The sequence below is a fragment of the Kitasatospora griseola genome (assembly GCF_044999035.1).
Taxonomy (GTDB): domain Bacteria; phylum Actinomycetota; class Actinomycetes; order Streptomycetales; family Streptomycetaceae; genus Kitasatospora; species Kitasatospora griseola.
This window is the reverse complement of sequence record NZ_CP173360.1, coordinates 991030-1013270: the sequence shown is the minus strand read 5'-3', so window position 1 is coordinate 1013270 and position 22241 is coordinate 991030. Positions and strand designations below refer to the sequence as shown.

The window sequence follows — 22241 nt, the reverse complement described above, 5'->3', positions numbered from 1 at the left end:
AGGCCCACGGGTGACGGCGGGTCGGCGGGCGGCGCGGGCGCCGAGCACCGCAACGCCCGGAGCCAGTAGGGGAGTTCAGACCCGAGCCGACGGCAGGTCGGAGGACGGCGGGGCGGCGGGCGGTGCGGGCGGAACGGGCGCCGAGCACCGCAACGCCCGGAGCCAGTAGGGGAGTTCAGACCCGAGCCGACGGCAGGTCGGAGGACGGCGGGGCGGCCGGCGCGGACGGTCGGCGGCGCTCACGCAGCCGGGGCAGCAGGCCCGCCGCCCCGGCCGCTGCCGTCACCGCCAGCGCCGACAACGGCACCCAGTCGCCCAGCCGGACGTACCACGTCCGGGCCGTCGGATCGGCCGGCGACAGGTGGACCGTCACCGCGCCCGACTCGGCCGTGGTCAGCCGCGCCAGCCGGCGGCCCTGCGCGTCGTACGCCACCGACTCGCCCGTCAGCGCCGCCTGAACCACCGGCCGGCCGGTCTCCGCCGCGCGGATCGCACCCAGCGAGGCGTGCTGCGCCGGCGCCCAGGTGGACTGGAAGGTCGAGGTCGCCGACTGGTAGACGATCAGCTCGGCGCCCTGCCGGGACGCGGTGCGCGACATGTCGGGGAACGCCGACTCGAAGCAGATCAGCGCGCCGACCGGCAGCGGGCGGCCGCCCTGGCCCACCACCGGCAGCAGGTGCACCGAACGGCCCGGGGCCCGGTTCTCGCCCGCCGCCGAACTCACCCCCGCGATCCAGCCCAGCAGTGGACGCAGCGGAATGTACTCGCCGAACGGCACCAGCCGGATCTTGCGGTATCGCGCCGCGATGCCGGAGGAATCCACCAGCACCGCGTCCTTGGAGATCCGGCCGTCCGCCTTCCGGGCGTCCTCGCCGACCAGCAGCTGCGCGCCCGTCGACTGCGACAGCGCGGTCAGCCGGTCGAGGGTGGCGCCGTCCCGGTCGAGGTCGGCGGTGGTGGAACTCTCGCCCCACACCACCAGGTCCACCGGGCGGCCCGCCAGCGAGCGGGTGATCCGGACGTTCGCCTCCAACCGGGCCCGCTCGTCCGTGGTCTGGCCCGCCTGCACCAGCGCCACCGACGCCGAACCGCGGGTCGCCGGCGCGGGCTGCGCGGCGAACGCCGCCGGACCCGACACCACCGCGACCAGCGCGGTCGTCACCGCCAGTGCCCGCAGCCGCACCTCGCGGGCCAGCACCAGCAACGTCAATGCCGTGTTGACCGTGACGAGGGCCCAACTCACCAGCCACACCCCGCCGACCGAGGCCAGGCCGAGGACCGCCGGATGCTCCCACTGGGACGCGCCCAGCAGCGCCCACGGCCCGCCCAGCGCATGCCAGGACCGGGCGAACTCGGCGCTCACCCACACCGCCGGGACGACCACCAGCGCCGCCGCCGACCGGCGGAGCGTCAACTCGCCGTGCAGCAGCCACCACACCGCCACGCCCACCGGTGCCTGCAGCACCCCGAACACCACCGCCAGCAGCGGCAGCGCCGGGCCGATCGACGGGATCAGCCAGTACATGGCGGTCAGGATGAACCCCGCGCCGAACCACCAGCCGCGCACCGCGGCCTCGCGCGCCGTGCCCGCCGCCCGCATCAGCAGCAGCCCCGGCACCAGCGCCACCCAGGCCAGGGCGGCCAGGCCGGCACCCGGGAACGTCAGGACGGGCAGCGCGCCCGCGACCAGCGCGCCGTAGCGCGCCGGGCGGGTCAGGGCGGTTCGCAGGCTCATGCGGAAATTGTCCGCCCGGGCGGGCCGGAAGACACCCCTTCGCGATCATCGGCACGTCAAGTGTCGTCCGACGTTCACCTCCGGCCCCGGCCGGGTCCCGACGTTCACCTCCGGCGTGCGTCGGTACCCGGCCCGGTTTCGAGCCCCGGCCCGGTTTCGAGCCCCGGCCCGGTGGCGGGCTCCGCCGTCACTCGCCTTCCAGGTCGCCCTCGGTCTCCAGGAAGACCTGCCGCAGCTCGGCCAGCAGCGCCGGGTCCGGCTCCGCCCACAGGCCGCGCTCGGCGGCCTCCAGCAGGCGTTCCGAAATTCCGTGCAGGGCCCACGGGTTGGCCTCGGCGAAGAACTCGCGGTTGACCGGGTCGAGGACGTACTCCTCGGTGAGCTTCTGGTACATCCAGTCCGCGACCACGCCGGTGGTGGCGTCGTAGCCGAACAGGTAGTCCACCGTCGCGGCCATCTCGAACGCGCCCTTGTAGCCGTGCCGGCGCATCGCCTCCAGCCAGCGCGGGTTCACCACCCGGGCCCGGAACACCCGGGCTGCCTCCTCGGTGAGGGTGCGGGTGCGCACCGTCTCCGGGCGGGTCGAGTCGCCGATGTACGCCGCCGGGCTGCTGCCGGTCAGCGCGCGCACCGTGGCCACCATGCCGCCGTGGTACTGGAAGTAGTCGTCGGAGTCGGCGATGTCGTGCTCGCGGGTGTCGGTGTTCTTCGCCGCCACCGTGATCCGGCGGTAAGCGCTTTCCATCTCCTCCCGGGCCGGTCGCCCGTCCAGGTCCCGGCCGTACGCGTAGCCGCCCCACACCGTGTACACCTCGGCCAGGTCCGCGTCGGTGCGCCAGTCCCGGCTGTCGATGAGCTGCAGCAGGCCCGCCCCGTACGTCCCCGGGCGGGAGCCGAACACCCGGACGGTGGCCCGGCGTTCGTCACCGTGCTCGGCCAGGTCCGCCTGCACGTGGGCGCGGACGAAGTTCTGCTCCGCGGGCTCCTCCTGGCGGGCCGCCAGCCGCACCGCGTCGTCCAGCAGCGCCACCACGTGCGGGAAGGCGTCCCGGAAGAAGCCGGAGATGCGCAGCGTCACGTCGATCCGGGGCCGGCCCAGCTCGGCGAGCGGGATCGCCTCCAGACCGGTGACCCGGCGCGAGGCGTCGTCCCAGACCGGCCGGACGCCCAGCAGGGCGAACGCCTCGGCGATGTCGTCGCCGGCGGTGCGCATCGCCGAGGTGCCCCACAGCGACAGGCCCACCGACGGCGGGAACTGGCCGTCGTTGTCGGCCCGGTACCGCTCGATCAGGGAGGCGGAAAGCGCTTGCCCGGTCTCCCAGGCGAGCCGGCTCGGCACCGCCTTCGGGTCCACCGAGTAGAAGTTCCGGCCGGTCGGCAGCACGTTGACCAACCCGCGCAGTGGCGAACCCGACGGCCCGGCCGGCACGAACCCGCCCTGCAGCGCGTGCAGCACCGCGTCCAACTCGTCCGTGGTGGACGCCAGCCGCGGCACCACCTGGGCGGCCGCGAAGGAGAGCACTTCCGCCACGGCGGCCGGCAGACCGGCCGCGACCTTCTCGACGGCGGCCGGGTTCCAGTCCTCGGCCTCCATCGCCTCCACCAACGCCCGCGCCTGCGCCTCGGCGGCGTCCGTCGCCCCCAGCGTCAGCGCCGCCTCGTCCAGGCCGAGCGCCTCCCGCAGCCCCGGCAGCGCGCTGACGCCGCCCCAGATCTGCCGCGCCCGCAGGATCGCCAGCACGATGTTGACCCGGTCGGCGCCGCTCGGGGCCTGGCCGAGCACGTGCAGGCCGTCGCGGATCTGCGCGTCCTTCACCTCGCACAGCCAGCCGTCCACGTGCAGCAGGAAGTCGTCGAAGCCGTCGTCCTCCGGCCGCTCGTCCAGACCGAGATCGTGGTCCAGCCGGGCGGCCTGGATCAGCGTCCAGATCTGCGCCCGGATCGCCGGCAGCTTCGCCGGGTCCATCGCCGCGATGTTCGAGTGCTCGTCCAGCAACTGCTCCAGGCGCGCGATGTCACCGTACGAATCGGCGCGGGCCATCGGCGGCACCAGGTGGTCGACCAGCGTGGCGTGCGCCCGGCGCTTGGCCTGGGTGCCCTCGCCCGGGTCGTTCACCAGGAACGGGTAGACCAGCGGGAGATCGCCGAGCGCCGCGTCCGGACCGCACTCCGCCGACAGCGCCGCCGTCTTGCCCGGCAGCCACTCCAGGTTGCCGTGCTTGCCCAGGTGCACCACCGCGTGCGCACCGAACCCGCCGTCCTCCTGCGCCGCCGCGATCCAGCGGTACGCCGCCAGGTAGTGGTGGCTCGGCGGCAGGTCCGGGTCGTGGTAGATCGCCACCGGATTCTCGCCGAACCCGCGCGGCGGCTGGACGAGGACCAGCAGGTTGCCGGAGCGCAGACCCGCCAGCACGAGGTCGCCGTCCGGGTTCTGCGAACGGTCCACGTACAGCTCGCCCGGCGCCGGACCCCAGTGCTCCTCCACCTGCTCGCGCAGCGCCGCCGGGAGCGTGGCGTACCAGCGCCGGTAGTCGGCGGCCGGGATGCGCACCGGGTTGCGGGCCAGCTGCTCCTCCGTCAGCCACGCCTGGTCGTAGCCGCCCGCCTCGATCAGCGCGTGGATCAGTGCGTCGCCGTCGTGCTGGTGCTCGGTCTCGGTGTGCAGACCGGGCAGGCTGTCGCCCAGGTCCATGCCCTCCGCGCGCAGCCGCTCCAGCAGCCGGATCGCCGACGCCGGGGTGTCCAGGCCGACGGCGTTGCCCACCCGGGCATGCTTGGTCGGATAAGCCGACAGGACCAGCGCCAGGCGGCGCTCGGACGCCGGAGTGTGCCGCAGCCGGGCGTGCCGCGCGGCGATGCCCGCCACCCGCGACGCACGTTCCGGGTCCGCCGCGTACACCGTGAGTCCGTCCTGGTCGACCTCCTTGAAGGAGAACGGAACGGTGATCAGCCGGCCGTCGAACTCCGGGACGGCGACCTGAGTCGCCGTGTCCAACGGCGACAGCCCGTCGTCGCTGCCCTCCCACTGCGCCCGCGACCAGGTCAGGCACAGCGCCTGCAGGATCGGCCGGTCCAACGCCGCCAACGCGCCCGCGTCCCAAGCCTCTTCGTCACCACCGGCCTGCGCGTCGGCCGGTCGGGTGCCGCCCGCCGCCAGCACCGTCGTCACGATCACGTCGGCCGCGCCCAGCTCCGCCAGCAGCTCCGGCTCCGCACCGCGCAGCGACGCGCAGAAGTACGCCCGGGCCTGCGCGCCCTCCGCCTCGATCGCCCGGCAGAGCGTCTCCACGAACGCCGTGTTGCCGCTCATGTGGTGCGCCCGGTAGTACAGCACCGCGACGGAAGGCCCCTCCGACGAGTGCGCGGTGCGCTCCAGCGGGCCCCAGGACGGAGCCGACGCCGGCGGCGCGAAACCGTGACCGGTCAGCAGCACCGTGTCCGACAGGAACGCGCCCAGCTCCGCCAGGTTCGCCGGACCGCCGTGCGCCAAGTACGCGTGCGCCTCCGCGGCGATGCCCGCCGGCACCGTCGACAACTCCATCAACTGGGCGTCCGGCGCCTGCTCGCCCGTCAGCACCACCACCGGACGCGGCCCCGCGAGCAGCGCGTCCAGACCCTCCTGCCAGGCCCGGCGCCCACCCAGCAGCCGAACCACCACCAGCTCGACGCCGTCCAGCAGTTCGGGCAGCCCGGCCGGATCCAGCCGGGCCGGATTGCCCCACCGGAACCGCACCGGACCGTTCGACGCCCGGGCACTCAGCAGGTCCGTGTCGGACGTGGACAGCAGCAGGATCATGCGAAAGCCCTCCCGGGCGTCTCGGACAGCGGGGACAACCCGGTCGTGGGAGCACAGGTGCGATCGAGGACGCGGAAGGGCCCGACGGGGACAGAGCCCACGGGCACCCGCCAGGATGCGGGCATGCGACGGCGCATGGCACGGACCTTCCTCGGGGTCCTCGCCCCGGGCAGTGGAGGACGGCCGGAGTTCCTGGCTCCCACGGCTCACTGAGCCGCGGTCACAGTGGCGGGACCGCACCGGATTCTCACCGGACTTCCTCCGCTGTGCCGTCGCTGGCAGCGGACACCCCGAAAGGCGCCCGGGACACCTCGAAAGGCACCCGCCAGCATCGTACGGGTTGACGGCGCATCGGGGGAGTGTGACCTGCGACGCGCCCCCGATCCGATCCGCGCCGACCCCGGAACCCCGCGCTGAGCTGGGCATTCACCGGGCCCACGACACCGGAGGTCGACACTCGGGGCAGTGGCGCGACCCGCCGCCATGGGTATGCTCGCCGCCATGCCACCCACACCCGACGCCTTCGCGGCACCCTTCGTCGGGCCCGACCGAGGCCGCGCCGACGCCTGCCCCGGCGCGCTCCGCCTGCACCTCGCCGAGGACGGCCACCTCGCCCGACTCCGGCTGCCCGGCGGTTACTTGACGCACCGTCAGCTGCTGGCGCTGGCCGACGCGGCCGACGCGCTCGGCGACGGCGAGGTCGAGATCACCTCCCGCGGCAACCTCCAACTGCGCGGCCTGCGCGAGCAGTGCGCCGCCGACCTCGCCGAACGGCTGCGCACCGTCGGCCTGCTGCCTTCCGACACCCACGAACGCGTCCGAAACATCGCCGCCTCGCCCCTGGCCGGCCTGGACGGACGCGGCCGCCCCGACGTCGATCTGCCGCACTGGGTACGGGAGTTGGACGCCGCCCTGTGCGCCGCGCCGTGGGCCGCCCGGCTCTCCGGCAAATTCCTGTTCGCCCTGGACGACGGCCGCGGCGACATCGCCGCCCTCGACGCCGATGTGACCTTGATCGCAGTCGGCGACGGGCGCGCCCTGCTGCGCCTCGGCCGCGCCCGCACCGGAACCGTCGTCGACCACCCCGTGCCCGCCGCGCTCGCCGCCGCCCGGCACTTCCTCGACCTGGCCGCCGGACGCGCCTGGCACCTGCGCGAAGTGCAGGCCGAGCTGCCCGACGGAGACGTGGCGCTGCCGCGCTTCGTCGGCGAACGGCCGCTGCTGGGCGCGGTCGGTGACGCCGCCTCGGTCGGGCTGCGGTTCGGGCGGGCGAGCAGCGCGCAGTGGCGGCTGCTGGCGGACGCGCTCGGACCGGGCGGTGCGGGTGGCGGCGGAGGCGGGAGCGTGCGGCTCACCCCGTGGCGCGGCGTCGTCGTGCCCGGGGCTGGGGCCCAGTGGCTGCCGCGGCTCGCCGACGCGGGCTTCCGGGTGGAGTCCGGCGGCCCCTGGGAAGGCGTCAGCGCCTGCACCGGCCTGCCCGGTTGCGGGAAAGCGCTTGCCGACGTCCGCGCGCAGGCCGCCCGGGCGATCGCCGCCGCGCCCGTCGAAGGCCTGCCCGTGCACTGGTCCGGCTGCGAACGCCGCTGCGGGCACCCCGCCGGACGCTGGGTCGACGTGCTGGCCACCGCCACCGGACACCGCGTCACCGTGGACGGCCGCGTCCGCGAGACGACGTGGCCGGGGGCGTCCGGGCAGGGGGCGGCCGGGAACGACATGACCGGGAATGGCCCGACCGGGGACGGCCCGACCGGGGACGGCCCGGCCGAGAACGACACGACCGAGAACGACCTCGCCGAGGCAGTCGCCGAGGCGCGCAATGCCGACTGGCGGAGGACCGCATGATCGACTACGAGAAGGACGGCGCGGCCATCTACCGCCAGTCCTTCGCCACCATCCGCGCCGAGGCCGACCTCGCCGCGCTGCCCGCCGACGTGGCCCAGGTCGCGGTCCGGATGATCCACGCCTGCGGCATGACCGACCTGGTCGAGGACCTGCTGTGGTCGTCGAACGTGGTCGCCGACGCCCGGCGCGCCCTGCACGCCGGTGCGCCGATCCTGTGCGACGTCAACATGGTGGCCAGCGGGGTGACCCGCAAGCGGCTGCCGGCCGACAACGAGGTGATCTGCACCCTCACCGACCCGTCGGTGCCCGAACTGGCCCGCGCCATGGGCACCACCCGCAGCGCCGCCGCCATGGAACTCTGGCTGCCCCGCCTGGAGGGCGCCGTGGTCGCCGTCGGCAACGCACCCACCTCGCTGTTCCGCCTGCTGGAGCTGATCGAGGCCGGTGCGCCCCGACCCGCCGCAGTGATCGGCGTCCCGGTCGGCTTCATCGGCGCCGCCGAGTCCAAGCAGGCCCTGGCCGAACACCCGGCCGCACTGGAACACCTGGTGGTCCGGGGCCGCCGGGGCGGCAGCGCGATAGCCGCTGCCGCGATCAACGCGATTGCGAGCGAACAGGAATGACGGACCGTCAGGAAACCTCCTCGGCGACCACCGGTCGGCTCTACGGCGTCGGCGTCGGACCGGGCGACCCGTCGCTGATCACGGTGCGCGCCGCCGAACTCATCGGCCGGGCCGACGTCATCGCCTACCACTGCGCGCGGCACGGCCGTTCGCACGCCCGGGCCATCGCCGAGCGCTATCTGACGGGCAGTCAGCTGGAGGAGCGGCTGATGTACCCCGTCACGGTGGAGACCACCGACCACCCCGGCGGCTACCGGGGCGCACTGGACGACTTCTACCAGGAGGCGTCCGAGCGGCTCGCCGCCCACCTCGACGCCGGGCGCACCGTCGTCGTCCTCGCCGAGGGCGACCCGCTGTTCTACGGCTCGTACCAGCACATGCACAAGCGCCTCGCGCACCGCTACCCCACCGAGGTGGTGCCCGGCGTCACCTCGATCAGCGCCGCCGCCGCCCGCCTGGGCACCCCGCTGGTGGAGGCCGAGGAGGTGCTGACGATCATTCCGGGCACCCTGCCGGAGGAGGAGCTGACCGCGCGCCTCGCCGCCACCGACTCCGCCGTCGTCATGAAGCTCGGCCGGACCTTCCCCACCGTGCGCCGCGCCCTGGAACGGGCCGGACGCCTGGACGAGGCCCGGTACGTCGAGCGCGCCACCATGGACGGCGAACGCACCGGCCTGCTCGCCGAGATCGACGCCGACAGCGTGCCGTACTTCTCGGTCGCCGTGCTGCCCAGCCGGGTCGCCGCCCTCGACTCCGACGGGCAGCCGTTCGAGGCGTTCGCGGCCCCGGCCGAACAGCCGTCGCAGACCGGCGAGGTGGTGGTGGTCGGGACCGGCCCGGCCGGGCCGCTGTGGCTGACGCCCGAGGCGCGCGGGGTGCTCGCCGGCGCGACCGACCTGGTCGGCTACACCACCTACCTGGACCGGGTGCCGGTCCGCGCCGGGCAGGTCCGGCACGGCTCCGACAACAAGGTCGAGGGCGTACGCGCCGAATTCGCCCTGGAGTTGGCGCGTCGCGGCCGCCGCGTCGCGGTCGTCTCCTCGGGCGACCCGGGCGTGTTCGCGATGGCCACCGCCGTCCTGGAAGCCGCCTGCGAGGACCCCTACCGGGACGTCCCCGTGCGCGTCCTGCCGGGGATGACCGCCGCGCACGCCGCCGCGTCCCGGGCCGGAGCGCCGCTCGGCCACGACTACGCGGTGATCTCGCTCTCCGACCGGCTCAAGCCGTGGGAGGTGATCGCCCGCCGGCTGCGCGCCGCCGCCGAGGCAGACCTGGTGCTCGCGCTGTACAACCCCGGCTCCAAGTCCCGCACCACGCAGGTGGGTTCGGCGCGCGACCTGCTGCTGGAGTACCGCGACCCGGCGACCCCCGTGGTGCTGGCCCGGGACGTCGGCGGCCCCACCGAGCGGGTCCGCACCGTCGCGCTGGCCGAACTCGACCCCGCCGACGTCGACATGCGCACCCTGCTGCTGATCGGCTCCACCCAGACCCAGTGGGTGCAGCGCGACGGCGGGCACGACGTGGTGTGGACGCCGCGCCGTTACCCGGAGGCCTGACGCTCCGTCAGTTCGTTCAACCCGCCAGCTGGCGCAGCCAGTCGACCGCCCCGGCGACGTCCGGGGCGGTCTGCACGCCCTGCGGGGCGGCCGGGCGCTGGACGACCACCACCGGCAGGCCGAGCTCGCGGGCGGCGGTCAACTTGGGGGCGGTGGCGGCGCTGCCGCTGTCCTTGGTGACCAGCACGTCGATGCGGTGCGCCCGCAGCAGTGCGCGCTCCCCGTCGAGGGTGAACGGCCCACGTTCCAGCAGGACTTCGACGGCCGCGGGCATCGGCGACACCGGCGGCTCGACCGAACGGGCCAGGAACCACAGGGCGTTCAGATGCGCGAACGCGGCGATGCCCTGCCGTCCGGTGGTCAGGAACACCCGGGCACCCAGCGCGGGCAGGGCCTCGGCCGCGGCGGCCAGACTCGGCACCGGATGCCACCGATCGCCGTCCTGCGGCAGCCAGCTGGGACGACGCAGCGCCAGCAGCGGCGTCCCGGTCTCGGCGGCGGCCAGGGCCGCGTTGCGGCTCATGGTCTCGGCGAACGGGTGCGTGGCGTCGATCAGCACGTCCACCCGGTGCCCGCGCAGCCAGGCCGCGAGCCCGGCCGGGCCCCCGAACCCGCCGATCCGCACCTCCCCGGCAGGCAGCCGCGGCTGGGCCACCCGCCCGGCCAGTGAGCTCGTCACCCGCAGGGCCGGGTCGGCGACCAGCACCTCCGCCAGCCGACGGGCCTCACTGGTACCGCCGAGGATCAGGACGTGCATGGCGGACTCCCGGAGCCGACGCGATTCGGACACACCACCCTAACCGGGGCCGCCCGCACGCCGAGAGGCCCCCGGCGGGTCGGCCGGGAGCCTCTCGTGGCCGGCCGCGGCGGTCGGCCGGAGCCTGCTGCGGCAGTGGCGTCAGTCGGTGACGACGGCCTGGGCGTCGATCTCCACCAGCATGGGCTCCTGGGGGAGTTCGACGAAGACGGTGGTACGGCACGGCTTGACGCCGCCCGGCTTGATGTTCTCGTCGATGAAAGCGGCGTAGACCTCGTTCATCAGCGGGAAGTCGGCGCGCTTGGTGAGGTAGACGCGGAACATCACGACGTCCTCGATGGTGGCGCCGCCGGCCTCGACGATGGCCTTGACGTTCTCCAGGGTGCGGCGGGTCTGGGCCTTCACGTCGCCGTGGTGGAGGTACTCGCCGGTGGCCGGGTCCTGCGGGCCCTGGCCGGAGACCTGCAGGATCGGGCCCTTGCGGACGCCCTGCGAGAACATCCAGGCCGGGGCGGGCGCGCCGTCGGTGCGGATCTCGGTCTTGTCGCTCATGTGCGGTGCTCCAAAAGGAAGATGACGATACGTCAGGAAAGGCTCCCGCGGGCGGGGAGGCCCGCGTCGGCGGAGATCGCCCGGGTGCAGGCGAGCAGCTGGGGGAGCAGGTCGAGGACCTGCTCGTAGGGGAGGACGACGTCCGGGACGGAGATGGAGGCGGCGGCGACCACCCGGCCGGAGGCGTCCCGGATCGGCGCGGCCACACAGTTGATGAACGCCTCGTGCTCCGCGTGGTCCTGCGCCCAGCCCTGCGCGGCGACCTGCTCCAGTTCGGCGAGCAGCGCGTGCGGGCTGGTGATGGTGTTGGGCGTGTGGACGGTGAACTCGATGGTGTCCACCACCCGGCGACGCTCGACCGGCGACAGGTCGGCCAGCAGGACCTTCGCCACGGCCGTGTTGTGCAGCGCCGCGCGCAGCCCGATCCGGGAGTACATCCGCACCGGGTGCCGCGAGTCGTACTTGTCGATGTAGACCACCTCGCCGCCCTCGTACGCGGCCAGGTGCACGGTCTGGCCGGTCGTCGCGTTCAGCTCCGCCAGGTGCGGGGCGGCGGTGCGCCGTATGCCGCGCTGCTCCAGGGCGAGGCTGGACAGCGCGAACAGGCCCGCGCCCAGGTGGTAGCGGTACTGGGCGTCGCGGTGGACGAACCGTTCCTCCTCCAGGGTCTGCAGCAGCCGCAGCACGGTGGTCTTGTGCACGCCGAGCAGGTCGGCCAGCTGGTCCAGGGAGCGTTCGCCCTCGCCGAGTTCGGCGAGCAGGCGCAGGGCGCGGGTGACGGTCTGGCTCATGGGTGTCCCGATGTTCCGAGGGTTTCGAGGGCTTCGGGGAGGTTACGGGTTCCGGCGTCCGCGGGGGAGGCGGGTACGGCGGAGGCGAGCGCGGGGGAGGTGATGCCGGACGCGGAGATCCGGGTCGCGGCCCAGTCCCGCTCGTCGGCGGCGAGCAGCGCGGCCACCGTGCGGGCGTCCGGGAGGGTGCCGTGGTCAGCGGGCGCGGTCAGCGCGCTCGCCGCCGCCAGGTGGCCCAGGCGCAGCCGCGAGCGCTGGTCGAGGCCGCGCAGGGTGCCGGCCAGGTAGCCGGCCGCGAAGGCGTCGCCCGCGCCGGTGGGCTCCACCACCTCGACGTGCAGGGCGGGCTCGGTGACCGAACCGCCGTTGCGGTCGAGCGCGGTGACGAGGTGTCCGGAGTCCTTGACGACCAGTACGGAGGGAGTGGGAAAGCGCTTTCTGAGTGCGGTCGGGTCACCGGTGCCGAACGCGTCCTCGGCCTCGTCCGCGCCCAGCAGCAGCACGTCGGCGGCGTCCAGCAGGGCCGGGAGCACCGACGGGTCGCGGCGGCGCCACAGCGCGGGGCGCCAGTTGAGGTCGAAGGAGACGAGCCGGCCGGGGCGGCGGCGGGCCAGCAGGGCGCGGACCAGCTCCAGGCAGTCGTCGGAGAGGGCGGGGGTGATGCCCGTCAGGTGCAGCAGCGGGGCGCGGTCCAGCAGCGCGGCCGCCGCCGGGTCGTCCAGCAGGGCGGGGGAGAGCGCGGAGGCGGCCGAGCCGGCGCGGTAGTAGTGCAGGCGGGAGCGGCCCGCGCCGAGGTCGTGCGGCAGGTCGGAGCCGCCGGTCTCCTTCAGGTAGACGCCGGTGGGGCGGTGCGGGTCCACCGCCACGGCGGAGACGTCCACCCCCGCCGCGGCCAGGTCGCCGGTGAGGCGGCGGCCGAAGCCGTCCGCGCCGACCCGGCTGATCCACGCGGTCGGCACGCCGAGCCCGGCGAGCGCCGCGGCGACATTGGACTCGGCGCCGCCGACCGAGGGCCGGAACGCGCCGACGGCCTCGAACGGTCCCGGCCGGTCGGGCAGCAGCACCGCCATCGACTCGCCCAGGCACACCGCCCGGCCGGTCGCCGCCCCGCCGTCCTGATCCGCCATCAATCCCGCTCCCTCACCCTCGGGCCCGTGCTCCCCGCCCCCGCCAACACGGCCCGCGCGGCCGTCGCTCGGCGGTGAGTTCCGGTGCTGCGTACCTGGTGGGAAGGGGGACGGGCCGCGTCGCGGTCCGTTGACCGCCGTCCGGCGTGAATGCTAGAACCGTAACACCAACATGCGCAATAGAGGTTGCACATGTTGCAACATCCCAGCTCGTCGGGCGGGCCGGGACCGGAACGGAGGCACAGCCATGAGCAACACGGCAGCACACCAGCACACCGGACACCACTCCTTCGCGGACCCCGCCCCCGGGCCCGGCATCGACCGGGACGCCGTCGCCGCCCTCGCCGACGAAACCCTCGACTGGCGCTTCAAAGCCGTCCCCGCCGACGCCTGGGGCCGCACCGTCCGCGACTGGCTCGCCACCGACCCCACCCTCGACAGCCTCGGCACCCCGCTGCTCACCCTCGACGCCGCCGCCCTCGACCACAACCTGCGCACCATGGCCGCCTGGTGCCGCGAGGCCGACGTACTGCTCGCCCCGCACGGCAAGACCACCATGGCCCCCGCCCTCTGGCAGGCCCAACTCGCCGCCGGCGCCCACGCCATCACCCTTGCCAACCTGCCCCAGCTGCGCGTCGCCCGCGCCTTCGGCGTCCAGCGCCTGCTGCTCGCCAACACCCTGCTCGACCCCGCCGGCCTCGCCTGGCTCGCCGCCGAACTCGACCGGCACCCCGACTTCGCCTTCACCTCCTGGGTCGACTCCGCCGACAGCGTCCGCCAGATGGACGCCGCGCTGCGCGCCGCCGGCGCGAAGCGCCCCGTCGAAGTCCTGGTCGAACTCGGCGGCCCCGGCGGCCGCACCGGCGCCCGCGGCATCCCCGCCGCCCTCGACGTCGCCGCCGCCGTGGACGCCGCCCCCACGCTGCGCCTGGCCGGCGTCGGCGGCTACGAAGGCGCCCTCGCCCACGACGCCTCCGACCGGGCCCTGGCCACCGTCCGCGACTACCTGCGCGACCTCGCCGAACTGCACCGCCGCCTCGCCCCCGACTACCTCACCCCGACCCCTGTGGTCACCGCCGGCGGCAGCGCCTACTTCGACGCCGTCGCCGAAGAACTCACGCCCCTCGCCGAGGAGTTCCCCGGTACCAAGGTCGTCGTCCGGGCCGGCGCCTACCTCGCCCACGACGACGGCTTCTACCGCGGCATCTCCCCCCTCGCCCGCACCACCGGAGCCACCCCCCTGCGCTCCGCCATGCACGGCTGGGCCCGTGTCGTCTCCCACCCCGAGCCCCAACTCGCCCTGCTGGACGCCGGGAAGCGCGACCTGCCGTTCGACGAAGGCCTGCCCGAACCGCAACTCGTCCGAGGAGCCGGAGAGTTGACCGGCGCCGAGGTCACCGCCCTGAACGACCAGCACACCTTCCTGCGCGGCGCCGGCGAGAGCGCCCCGATCGGCGCCGTCGTCCGCCTCGGCCTCTCCCACCCCTGCACCGCCTTCGACAAATGGAACCTCATCCCCGTCGTCGACCGCGCCGACGCCCAACACCCGCGCGTCGTCGACCTGGTGAGGACGTACTTCTGATGCCCGACCTCCTGCTGCGCGGCGCCACCGTCGTCGACGGGACCGGCGCCGACCGCCGCCGCGCCGACGTCACCGTCACCGACGGCCGCATCGACGAGATCGGCCCCGGCCTCACCGCCCGCAGCACCATCGACGCCGACGGCCTCGTCCTCGCCCCCGGCTTCATCGACCTGCACGCCCACTCCGACCTGAGCCTGCTCGTCGAACCCGACCACCCCTCCCGCCTCACCCAGGGCGTCACCCTCGACGTCCTCGGCCAGGACGGCCTCTCCTACGCGCCCGCCGACGACGCCACCCTCTCCGCGCTGCGCCGCCAACTCGCCGGCTGGAACGGCGACCCCGACGGCTTCGACTGGAACTGGCGCACCGTCGGCCAGTACCTCGACCGCCTCGACCGGGGCATCGGCGTCAACGCCTGCTACCTGGCCCCGCACGGCACCATCCGGATGCTCGCCATGGGCTGGGACAACCGCCGCCCCACCGAAGCCGAACTCGACCGGATGCGTGCCCTGTTGGACCAGGCGCTGGCCGACGGCGCGGTCGGCATGTCCACCGGCCTCACCTACACGCCCGGCATGTACGCCGACACCGCCGAACTCGTCGAGCTCTGCCGGATCGTCGCCGCCCGCGGCGGCTACCACGCCCCGCACCAACGCTCCTACGGCGCAGGCGCGCTGGAAGGCTACGCGGAGATGGTGGAGATATCCCGGCGGTCCGGCTGCCCGCTGCACCTCACCCACGCCACGATGAACTTCGGCGTCAACGAAGGCCGCGCAGGGGAGTTCCTCGCCCTGGTCGACAGCGCCCTCGCGGACGGCATCGACGTCACCCTCGACAGCTATCCGTACCTGCCCGGATCCACCACCCTGGCCGCCCTGCTGCCCAGTTGGGCCACCGAGGGCGGTCCCGAGGCCACCCTCGCCCGACTCGCCGACCCCGCCGCACGCGAACGCATCCGCGTCGACGTCGAAGAACGCGGCAGCGACGGCTGCCACGGCGTGGTCACCGACTGGGACACCATCCAGATCTCCGGCGTCCGCAACACCGCGCTCGCCGGCGTCGTCGGCCGCACCGTCTCCGAACTCGCCGCCGAACAGGGCCGCACCGGCACCGAGACGTTCTTCGGCCTGCTGCTCGCCGACCAGTTGGGCACCACCATCCTCCAGCACGTCGGCCACGAGGAGAACGTCCGCGCGATCATGCGCCACCCCGCGCACACCGTCGGCAGCGACGGCCTGCTCGTCGGCGCCCGCCCCCACCCCCGCGCCTGGGGCACCTTCCCGCGCTACCTCGCCCACTACAGCCGGGACTTGGGCGTCCTCACCCTGGAACAGTCGATCGCCCGGATGACCGGCCGCCCCGCCCGCCGGCTGCGCCTCGACCGGCGCGGACTGATCCGCCCCGGCCACCACGCCGACCTGGTCCTCTTCGACCCGGAGACCGTCCGCGACACCGCCACCTTCGACCACCCCCGCCGCCCCGCCGCCGGCATCGCCCACGTCCTGGTCGGCGGCGTCGCCGCCCTCACCGACGGCAAACCGACCGGCGACCTGGCGGGACGGGCCCTGCGGCGCGACGCGGACGGGCTGGTGCGGGCGGTGGACCGATGAGCCGTCGGACAGGCATTGGCAGACGTCTTTCAGGAAACAGGAGTTGGGGAGCATGGGAACCGAAGTGACCGACCTGCGCGCGGCGTTGACCGCGCAGCCCGTGATAGCCGTGGTGCGGGCACCGGAGATCCCGGATGCGGTCGCGCTGTGCGAAGCGCTCGCCGAAGGCGGCATCGCCTGGACCGAACTCACCTTCACCACACCGGACGTGACCCGCCACGTCGCCGCCGCCGCGAAGGCCGGCTGCCGGATCGGCGTCGGGACCGTCCTCACCGCCGAGCAGGCCCGCCAAGGCGTCGACGCCGGGGCCGGGTTCCTGGTCACCCCCGGCCTGCGCCCCGCCGTCGCCGCCGTCGCCCGCGAGGCCGGGATCCCGGTCGTGATGGGCGCGTTGACGCCCAGCGAGGTCGCCGATGCGCTCGACCTCGGCGCCGCCGCCGTGAAGATCTTCCCCGCGAAGGCCTTCGGCCCCGGTTACTTCAAGGACCTGCACGGCCCCTACCCCGGCATCCCCCTGGTCGCCTCCGGCGGCGTCAACGCCACCAACGCCAGGGCCTTCCTCGACCACGGCGCCCTCGCCGTCTGCGCCGGCACCGACGTCGTCCCCCCGCAGACCGTCGCCGCCGGCGACTGGGCCGAGATCACCCGCCGCGCGAAGGCGTTCGTCGCCTCGCTCGACTGAGTGCGGCTCGGTCGCCGGCGGGGGCGGCGGCGGGGCGTCATGGGGCGTCATGGGGCGTCGGCGGGGCGGAGGGGGCGGACAGCGGTGCTTGCCCTTCGCTCCGTGCTGCGCTCCGCCCCTCCGTGCGTTCGTGTCCGCGCGGAGGGGCGGGAAAGCGCTTACCGGCTGCGGGTGGTGGAGTACAGGTGACTGTCGCGGAACTCGGTCGCGGCCAGGGTGCGGCCGACGATGATGACGGCCGTGCGGATGACGCCCGCGGCCTTCACCTGGACGGCGATGTCGCCGAGGGTGCCGCGCAGCACCAACTCGTCCGGACGGCTGGCCATCGCCACCACCGCGGCCGGGCAGTCCGGCCCGTAGTGCGGGAGGAGTTCCTCCACCACGCTGTCCACGTAGCGGGCCGCCAGGTGCAGGACCAGCAGGGCGCCGCTCCGGCCGAGGACGGCCAGCTCCTCGCCTGGCGGCATCGGCGTCGCCTGCCGGGCCACCCGGGTCAGGATCACTGTCTGGCCGACCGTCGGGACGGTCAACTCGCGCTTCAGGGCCGCCGCGGCCGCCGCGAACGCCGGAACGCCCGGCACCACCTCGTACGGGATGTCCGCCGCGTCCAGGCGACGCATCTGCTCGGCCATCGCCGAGAACACCGACGGGTCGCCCGAGTGCAGCCGCGCCACGTCCTGGCCCTCGCGGTGCGCCCGGACGATCTCCGCGATGATCTGGTCCAGGTCCAGGTTCGCGGTGTCCACCAGTCGCGCCCCCGGCGGGCAGTCGGCCAGCAACTCCTGCGGCACCAGGCTCCCCGCGTACAGGCACACCCCGCAACGCGCCAGCGTGCGCTGGCCGCGCACCGTGATCAGATCGGCCGCACCCGGCCCCGCACCGATGAAAAAGACCGTCACTTCGCTGCTCCTCCGACTTCCTCGGCCGCGCCGGACACCCCGGCGTCGCCGCCCTTGACGACGCTCCACTGAGTGACCGGCATCGCCTGCCGCCACCCCGTGAACCCGCCCACCGGCACCGCGTGCGCGACGCTCAGCTTCACCAACTCCCCGCCGCAGCGCCGGTACCACTGCGTGAGCAGGGCCTCCGACTCCAGCGTCACCGTGTTCGCCACCAGCCGCCCACCCGGGCGCAACGCCGCCCAGCAGGCCTCCAGCACACCGGGCACGGTCAGCCCACCGCCGACGAACACCGCTTCCGGGACGGGGAGTTCGGCCAGCGCCGCCGGCGCCGCGCCCTGCACCACCTGCAACCGCGGCACCCCCAGCGCTGCCGCGTTGCGGACGATCCGCTCGGCGCGCACCGGGTCGCGCTCCACGCTGACGGCCCGGCAACTGCGGTGCGCCCGCAGCCATTCGATGCCGATCGAACCCGAGCCGCCGCCGATGTCCCAGAGCAGTTCGCCCGGGGCCGGGCCGAGCGCCGCGAGCGTCGCCGCACGAATATGACGCTTCGTCAACTGACCATCGGATTCGAAGAGTTCGTCGCGCAGTCCGGAAGTCAGCTGCTGGCGCGGCGCGTTCGGGTCGGCGGCCGCGCAGTCGATCGCCAGCACGTTCAGCGGATCACCCGGCGGCAGCGACCAGCCGTCCGCCACGCCCTCGTACAACGCCTCGGTGGGGCCGCCGAGTTGCTCCAGCACCTGCATCCGGCTCGGCCCGAATCCGCGGTCCGTCAGCAGCTTCGCGACCAGGGCCGGCGTCGAGGCGTCCTTGCTCAGGACAAGTATTCGGCGGCCGTGGTAGAGCGCCGCGTGCAGCGCCTCGGGGGCGCGGCCGACCAGCGTCACCACCTCGGTCTCCTCCACCGGCCAGCCCAGCCGGGCGCACGCCAGCGACACCGACGACGGATGCGGCAGTACCCGCAGCGACCCGGCCGGCACACCGCACTCGATCAGCGTCCGGCCGATCCCGTAGAACATCGGATCGCCGCTCGCCAGCACCACCAACCGCCGCCCCGCGAAACGGGCCACCAGGCCCGGCACCGACGGCCGCAACGGCGACGGCCACGGCACCCGATCCGCCGTCACCTCGACCGGCAGCAGCGCCAACTGCCGCGGCCCGCCCAGTACGGCCTCCGCCGCGGTCAACGCCTCCCGGGCGGCCCGGGACAGCCCCGGCCAGCCGTCCGCACCGACCCCCACCACGGTGATCGCAGACACGCGCAAACTCCTCACAGCTCGGGGGACGGGCAGCCGCAGCCTACCCGCAGCCGGCCGCCACACCCCCCACGAGCTGCGGAGATCCACGGTGCGACATTGGCCACACCGGGGCGTGCGGAAGCCCTCAGCGAGGCTCGGACACCAGCTGGACCGCGGGCGGCACCGGGGCGGTGGGCACCGCGCCGGGTGAGGCGGGGAAGGCGCGGTGCAGGAGCAGCAGGGCGAAGATCTCCTGCTCGATGCCGTCGGGGTGGCGGGAACGCAGGGTGCGCGCCGGATGAGGAGGCGTCAGGTGGTCGAGCGCCGCCCCGCTGCGGGACTGCTGGGCGTAGCGGGCGGCGAGATCGGCCGCCGGGGCGGCGGCCGGGTCGAGGATGCTGGTCAGCAGACGGTGGGGCGGGGCGCCCAGGCGATCGGTGTCGAGCGTGTAGTCGATGACCCGGACCTGTGCCGGGCAGACGCGTTCACGCCCCCGATCGGTCGGGACGATCGGAACGGTCGGGGCCGCCGGACCGGTCGGATCGGAGGCCGTGGCCGGACCGGTCAGGTGGGAGCCGTCCTCCAGCCGTGCGGTGAGCGGGAGTCGGAGATGACCCGGCACCTGCCAGAGCAGGTCGGCGCCGCCCGCGCGGGCGGCCTGCCAGGTCGCCGGGTCGGTCGTGCCTCGGTCGGCGAGGACCAGCATGTCGCGGGTCAACGTCGGGTAGATCGCCTCGGCGAGGGCCCGCTCATGGGTCGAGAGCGGACCGACATCGGCCGCGAGCGCCCTATTGGTGCCGCACTCGATCAGGGCGCTGACCCGGGCCTGCGGGTAGCTGACCGGCTCCTGGAGCGTGGATCGGCCGGCGCGGGCGGGAGTTCGCGGCGCGGTCCGGGCGGCGGCGCCGAGCGACCGGCCGAAGTGCGCGGCGTTCGGCGGCGTGTCCGGGACGTCCAGGATCGTGCCGTCCAGCGCGACCAGCCGGCGGCCGCGGTACCAGGCGTCGGCGGTGGTGGAGGCGGCCGGCGGCGGACACGTCTGCTGGAACAGGCGGCGCAGCGGCTCCGGCCCGAGCCGCAGCCGGGCCCGGCCGATCGCGGCGGCGGTCGGCACCTGCCTGCCGTGCGGCCACCAACGCTCCCGCTCCAGGTCGTTGACCAGCAGCCGGGCGACCTCCGGGTAGCCGCGCTCGGCGAACATGCCCATCGCCAGCACGAAATAGACCACCACGCGGGCCGGCAGCAGTCGACTGCGCTGCTCGACCCGCCCGCAGTCGAGCAGCACCTGGTCGATCAGCTCGGGCGGGAAGGCGCGGGTCAGCCCGCCGAGAGCGGCCCGCTCCGCGGGCCGGACGTCGGTGAGCGGGTGGGGCGGTGGTCCGGACTGCCCTGGTACTGGCACGACCCGTTCAACGAGTTGCGCGCACCGAAGTCACCGGCGCCCGTGAGCACCTCGGTGGGGCCGGGCCTTCGAGGGGAGGGGGAACGGGGAGGGGAGCGGGGAGAGGAGCGGCGGCGGTGACGGCTCGGCGGGGCGAAGTTCGCGAGGTTGCGGTCGGCCTGCTCGGATGTCGGCGCGCGCTGCGCCCAGCCGGTCGTGGAATGCCGCTCGTTCCGTTCGCACCGGACCGGTGGCGGTGCCGCGAGCCGGTCAGTCGAGGGCGTCCGCGGCGCGGCGGAGCGCGCTGGTGGCGCGGGCCAGGAGTTGGCGGAGGTGGTCGCGTTCGGCGGGGGTGAACTCGGCGTGCAGGGCCTGCTCGACGGCGCTGGAGCGGTCGTCGGCGAGTTCCAGGGCGGCGCGGCCGCGGTCGGTGAGGCGGGTCTCCAGGATGTTGCGGTGCCAGCGGTGCGGGGCGCGCTCCACCAGGCCGCGATCGGTCAGGTGGCGGAGCAGCACGGCCATCGCCTGCGGCGTGACCTGACAGGCCCGGGCGAGTGCGGCACCGCTGATGCCCGCGTTCTCGGCGAGCACGAACAGCGCCGCGTACTGGGGCACCGTCAGCCCGGCGGGCTCGACCGCGATGCGCTTCGCGGCCAGCAGTTCCTGGTCGGCGAGGTGCAGATCGATGCCGAGGCGGTCACTGGCAGGCATTCCCATGCGGCGATGCTACAAGGCCTGCCCACCGTATTGGCGTTGACAGTCATCAATGTGTTGATGATGATCGTGGTGTTGAGCTTGAGCTTGAGCTTGAGCTTGAGCTTGAGGGGGAGCGGAGCGCTGCGCCGTTGCCGTCCCCGGACCTGCCCGCGTTTCGATGTTGATTTGTCGATCTGTCAGTTCGGCTGACGACTGTGTCCCGGAGGACCGCACACCGATGACCGACCTCTCCTTCCTCTCCGCCCCCGGCATGGCCGCCGGCTTCGTCGCCAAGACCCGCCCGAGGGCCAACGGCGCGGGCGTCGACCTCTACGAGTACGACCGGGTCACCGCATCCCTGGAGTCCCTGCTGCAGTGGCCCGAGGCCTGCCGCGCGGCCGCACTCCGGCACCGCGCCGCCGCCGAGCGGGCCGCGGGCCGCGGTCGGACCCGGACAGCCGGCGAGCGCCACCGGCTGGCCGCCCGGTGGTTCCACCTCGCGGGCCTGATCCCCGACCCCGACCGGGCGCGGGCCGCCGAGCTGGCGAGGGATGCGGACCGGTCGATGGAGCAGTCGCTGGCCCTGCTCGAACCGCAGGCGCGCCGCCTGTCCGGCGACGGCTTCGCGGGTTGGCTGCGGACACCGGCGGACGCGGGCCCGCAGGTGGGCGGACACGCGGACGCGGAGGCGAACGGCAAGCGCTTTCCCGTTGCGGTGGTGATCCCCGGGATGGACTCCGCGAAGGAGGAGTTCCACGCCGTCGCGGACGCGATGCTCGCCCGTGGCGTCGCCGTCCTGGCGATCGACGGGCCCGGCCAGGGTGTGATGGGCGCCGGGACGGTGCTGGACGCGACCGGCCACCGGGAAGCCGTCGCCCGGGCCCTGGACGCGCTCGCCGAGGTCGACCCCGCCGCCGACGGGTGGGGCCTCGACCTCGGGCGGATCGCCGTGGTCGGCCTCAGCCTGGGCGGGTACCTCGCCGCGGCGGTCGCCGCCCATGACCGGCGGGTGCGGGCGGCGGTGCTGGTCAGCGGCCCGTACCGGCTGGAGTGGGACAGGTTCGTCCCGTTCGTCACCGCCACCCTCGGCCTGCGGTGCGGCGGCCCGGACGCCGCCCGCGACTTCGCCGACCGCCTGGACTTGGCCGCGCTCGCGCCGCAGCTGCGCGGCCCGCTGCTGCTGGTCGAGGGCGGCGACGACCGGATCCCCGGTATGACCAACGCGGAGGCGCTCGCCGCCGACCTCCCGCACGCCGAGGTGCTGCACGTGCCGTACGGCAACCACCTGCTCGGCAACGCGCCGGCGGACTGGTTGCCCGACACCGCCGACTGGCTGGTCGAGGCGCTGCTGGCGATATGACAGGTGCGGCG

17 protein-coding genes and 1 riboswitch are annotated in these 22241 nt (G+C 74.5%); of the genes, 7 read left to right on the top strand and 10 right to left on the bottom strand.

The window, feature by feature from the left end; all coding sequences use genetic code 11:
- Positions 1-175 precede the first annotated feature (175 nt).
- The gene (gene lnt, locus ACI1MP_RS04970; RefSeq protein ID WP_404867826.1) at positions 176-1735 is read right to left on the bottom strand and encodes an apolipoprotein N-acyltransferase; all 1560 of its coding nucleotides are present in this window, start codon (positions 1733-1735) and stop codon (positions 176-178) included.
- 187 nt (positions 1736-1922) lie between these two features.
- Positions 1923-5531 (bottom strand): cobaltochelatase subunit CobN, encoded by a 3609-nt coding sequence (gene cobN / locus ACI1MP_RS04965; protein ID WP_404867825.1) that lies wholly within the window; start codon positions 5529-5531, stop codon positions 1923-1925.
- A 169-nt stretch (positions 5532-5700) separates the two neighbouring features.
- A riboswitch (cobalamin riboswitch) is annotated at positions 5701-5839 on the bottom strand.
- A 193-nt stretch (positions 5840-6032) separates the two neighbouring features.
- On the opposite strand from cobN, the gene ACI1MP_RS04960 reads away from it, so the two are divergent.
- Genes ACI1MP_RS04960 through ACI1MP_RS04950 form a run of 3 tightly spaced genes read left to right on the top strand, consistent with a single transcriptional unit; the run spans position 6033 to position 9552 of the window.
- Complete coding sequence (locus tag ACI1MP_RS04960; protein WP_404867824.1) at positions 6033-7373, top strand: hypothetical protein; 1341 nt, start codon at positions 6033-6035, stop codon at positions 7371-7373.
- Positions 7370-7996, top strand: coding sequence for a precorrin-8X methylmutase (locus ACI1MP_RS04955; protein ID WP_043911352.1), 627 nt, complete (start codon positions 7370-7372; stop codon positions 7994-7996). The genes ACI1MP_RS04960 and ACI1MP_RS04955 overlap by 4 nt, the downstream gene beginning before the upstream one ends.
- Complete coding sequence (locus ACI1MP_RS04950; RefSeq protein ID WP_404867823.1) at positions 7993-9552, top strand: precorrin-2 C(20)-methyltransferase; 1560 nt, start codon at positions 7993-7995, stop codon at positions 9550-9552. The genes ACI1MP_RS04955 and ACI1MP_RS04950 overlap by 4 nt, the downstream gene beginning before the upstream one ends.
- A 16-nt stretch (positions 9553-9568) precedes the next feature.
- Here the strand turns inward: ACI1MP_RS04950 and ACI1MP_RS04945 are convergent, their stop codons facing one another.
- From ACI1MP_RS04945 to ACI1MP_RS04930, 4 genes are all read right to left on the bottom strand, one after another.
- Positions 9569-10309 carry a cobalt-precorrin-6A reductase gene (locus ACI1MP_RS04945; protein WP_100584796.1) on the bottom strand — a complete coding sequence of 247 codons (741 nt, stop codon included), beginning with the start codon at positions 10307-10309 and terminating at the stop codon, positions 9569-9571.
- 141 nt (positions 10310-10450) lie between these two features.
- Positions 10451-10861: a RidA family protein gene (locus ACI1MP_RS04940; RefSeq protein WP_380332680.1), complete on the bottom strand. Its 411-nt coding sequence runs from the start codon at positions 10859-10861 to the stop codon at positions 10451-10453.
- 32 nt (positions 10862-10893) lie between these two features.
- A complete protein-coding gene (locus ACI1MP_RS04935; protein WP_404867822.1) occupies positions 10894-11652 on the bottom strand; it encodes an IclR family transcriptional regulator in 759 nt (252 codons plus the stop codon).
- Complete coding sequence (locus tag ACI1MP_RS04930) at positions 11649-12779, bottom strand: sugar kinase (RefSeq protein WP_404867821.1); 1131 nt, start codon at positions 12777-12779, stop codon at positions 11649-11651. The genes ACI1MP_RS04935 and ACI1MP_RS04930 overlap by 4 nt, the downstream gene beginning before the upstream one ends.
- Positions 12780-13026: 247 nt before the next feature.
- Between ACI1MP_RS04930 and ACI1MP_RS04925 the strand changes: the two genes are divergently transcribed.
- Genes ACI1MP_RS04925 through ACI1MP_RS04915 form a run of 3 tightly spaced genes read left to right on the top strand, consistent with a single transcriptional unit; the run spans position 13027 to position 16653 of the window.
- A complete protein-coding gene (locus ACI1MP_RS04925; RefSeq protein WP_380332671.1) occupies positions 13027-14361 on the top strand; it encodes an alanine racemase in 1335 nt (444 codons plus the stop codon).
- The gene (locus tag ACI1MP_RS04920) at positions 14361-15971 is read left to right on the top strand and encodes an amidohydrolase family protein (RefSeq protein WP_380332668.1); all 1611 of its coding nucleotides are present in this window, start codon (positions 14361-14363) and stop codon (positions 15969-15971) included. Before ACI1MP_RS04925 ends, ACI1MP_RS04920 begins: the two co-directional genes overlap by 1 nt.
- Before the next feature lie 52 nt (positions 15972-16023).
- Positions 16024-16653 (top strand): bifunctional 4-hydroxy-2-oxoglutarate aldolase/2-dehydro-3-deoxy-phosphogluconate aldolase, encoded by a 630-nt coding sequence (locus tag ACI1MP_RS04915; RefSeq protein WP_380332665.1) that lies wholly within the window; start codon positions 16024-16026, stop codon positions 16651-16653.
- A 158-nt stretch (positions 16654-16811) separates the two neighbouring features.
- Here ACI1MP_RS04915 and cobM read toward each other — a convergent pair whose 3' ends face one another.
- The 4 genes from cobM to ACI1MP_RS04895 form a co-directional block, all read right to left on the bottom strand.
- Complete coding sequence (cobM, locus tag ACI1MP_RS04910; protein ID WP_100584790.1) at positions 16812-17552, bottom strand: precorrin-4 C(11)-methyltransferase; 741 nt, start codon at positions 17550-17552, stop codon at positions 16812-16814.
- On the bottom strand, positions 17549-18814 hold the full coding sequence (cbiE, locus tag ACI1MP_RS04905) for a precorrin-6y C5,15-methyltransferase (decarboxylating) subunit CbiE (RefSeq protein WP_404867820.1): 1266 nt from the start codon (positions 18812-18814) through the stop codon (positions 17549-17551). The genes cobM and cbiE overlap by 4 nt, the downstream gene beginning before the upstream one ends.
- Positions 18815-18938: 124 nt before the next feature.
- Complete coding sequence (locus ACI1MP_RS04900; protein ID WP_404867819.1) at positions 18939-20195, bottom strand: IS4 family transposase; 1257 nt, start codon at positions 20193-20195, stop codon at positions 18939-18941.
- 249 nt (positions 20196-20444) lie between these two features.
- Positions 20445-20891 carry a MarR family winged helix-turn-helix transcriptional regulator gene (locus tag ACI1MP_RS04895; RefSeq protein ID WP_404867818.1) on the bottom strand — a complete coding sequence of 149 codons (447 nt, stop codon included), beginning with the start codon at positions 20889-20891 and terminating at the stop codon, positions 20445-20447.
- 217 nt (positions 20892-21108) lie between these two features.
- Here ACI1MP_RS04895 and ACI1MP_RS04890 point away from each other — a divergent pair, with 217 nt between their 5' ends.
- Complete coding sequence (locus ACI1MP_RS04890; protein WP_404867817.1) at positions 21109-22230, top strand: alpha/beta hydrolase family protein; 1122 nt, start codon at positions 21109-21111, stop codon at positions 22228-22230.
- Positions 22231-22241: the final 11 nt, after the last annotated feature.

Bases quoted from the DNA above. Each gene is read 5' to 3' on its own strand.
- lnt (WP_404867826.1), bottom strand. From the start codon at position 1,735: ATGAGCCTGCGAACCGCCCTGACCCGCCCGGCGCGCTACGGCGCGCTG.
- cobN (WP_404867825.1), bottom strand. From the start codon at position 5,531: ATGATCCTGCTGCTGTCCACGTCCGACACGGACCTGCTGAGTGCCCGG.
- ACI1MP_RS04960 (WP_404867824.1), top strand. From the start codon at position 6,033: ATGCCACCCACACCCGACGCCTTCGCGGCACCCTTCGTCGGGCCCGAC.
- ACI1MP_RS04955 (WP_043911352.1), top strand. From the start codon at position 7,370: ATGATCGACTACGAGAAGGACGGCGCGGCCATCTACCGCCAGTCCTTC.
- ACI1MP_RS04950 (WP_404867823.1), top strand. From the start codon at position 7,993: ATGACGGACCGTCAGGAAACCTCCTCGGCGACCACCGGTCGGCTCTAC.
- ACI1MP_RS04945 (WP_100584796.1), bottom strand. From the start codon at position 10,309: ATGCACGTCCTGATCCTCGGCGGTACCAGTGAGGCCCGTCGGCTGGCG.
- ACI1MP_RS04940 (WP_380332680.1), bottom strand. From the start codon at position 10,861: ATGAGCGACAAGACCGAGATCCGCACCGACGGCGCGCCCGCCCCGGCC.
- ACI1MP_RS04935 (WP_404867822.1), bottom strand. From the start codon at position 11,652: ATGAGCCAGACCGTCACCCGCGCCCTGCGCCTGCTCGCCGAACTCGGC.
- ACI1MP_RS04930 (WP_404867821.1), bottom strand. From the start codon at position 12,779: ATGGCGGATCAGGACGGCGGGGCGGCGACCGGCCGGGCGGTGTGCCTG.
- ACI1MP_RS04925 (WP_380332671.1), top strand. From the start codon at position 13,027: ATGAGCAACACGGCAGCACACCAGCACACCGGACACCACTCCTTCGCG.
- ACI1MP_RS04920 (WP_380332668.1), top strand. From the start codon at position 14,361: ATGCCCGACCTCCTGCTGCGCGGCGCCACCGTCGTCGACGGGACCGGC.
- ACI1MP_RS04915 (WP_380332665.1), top strand. From the start codon at position 16,024: ATGGGAACCGAAGTGACCGACCTGCGCGCGGCGTTGACCGCGCAGCCC.
- ACI1MP_RS04895 (WP_404867818.1), bottom strand. From the start codon at position 20,891: ATGGGAATGCCTGCCAGTGACCGCCTCGGCATCGATCTGCACCTCGCC.
- ACI1MP_RS04890 (WP_404867817.1), top strand. From the start codon at position 21,109: ATGACCGACCTCTCCTTCCTCTCCGCCCCCGGCATGGCCGCCGGCTTC.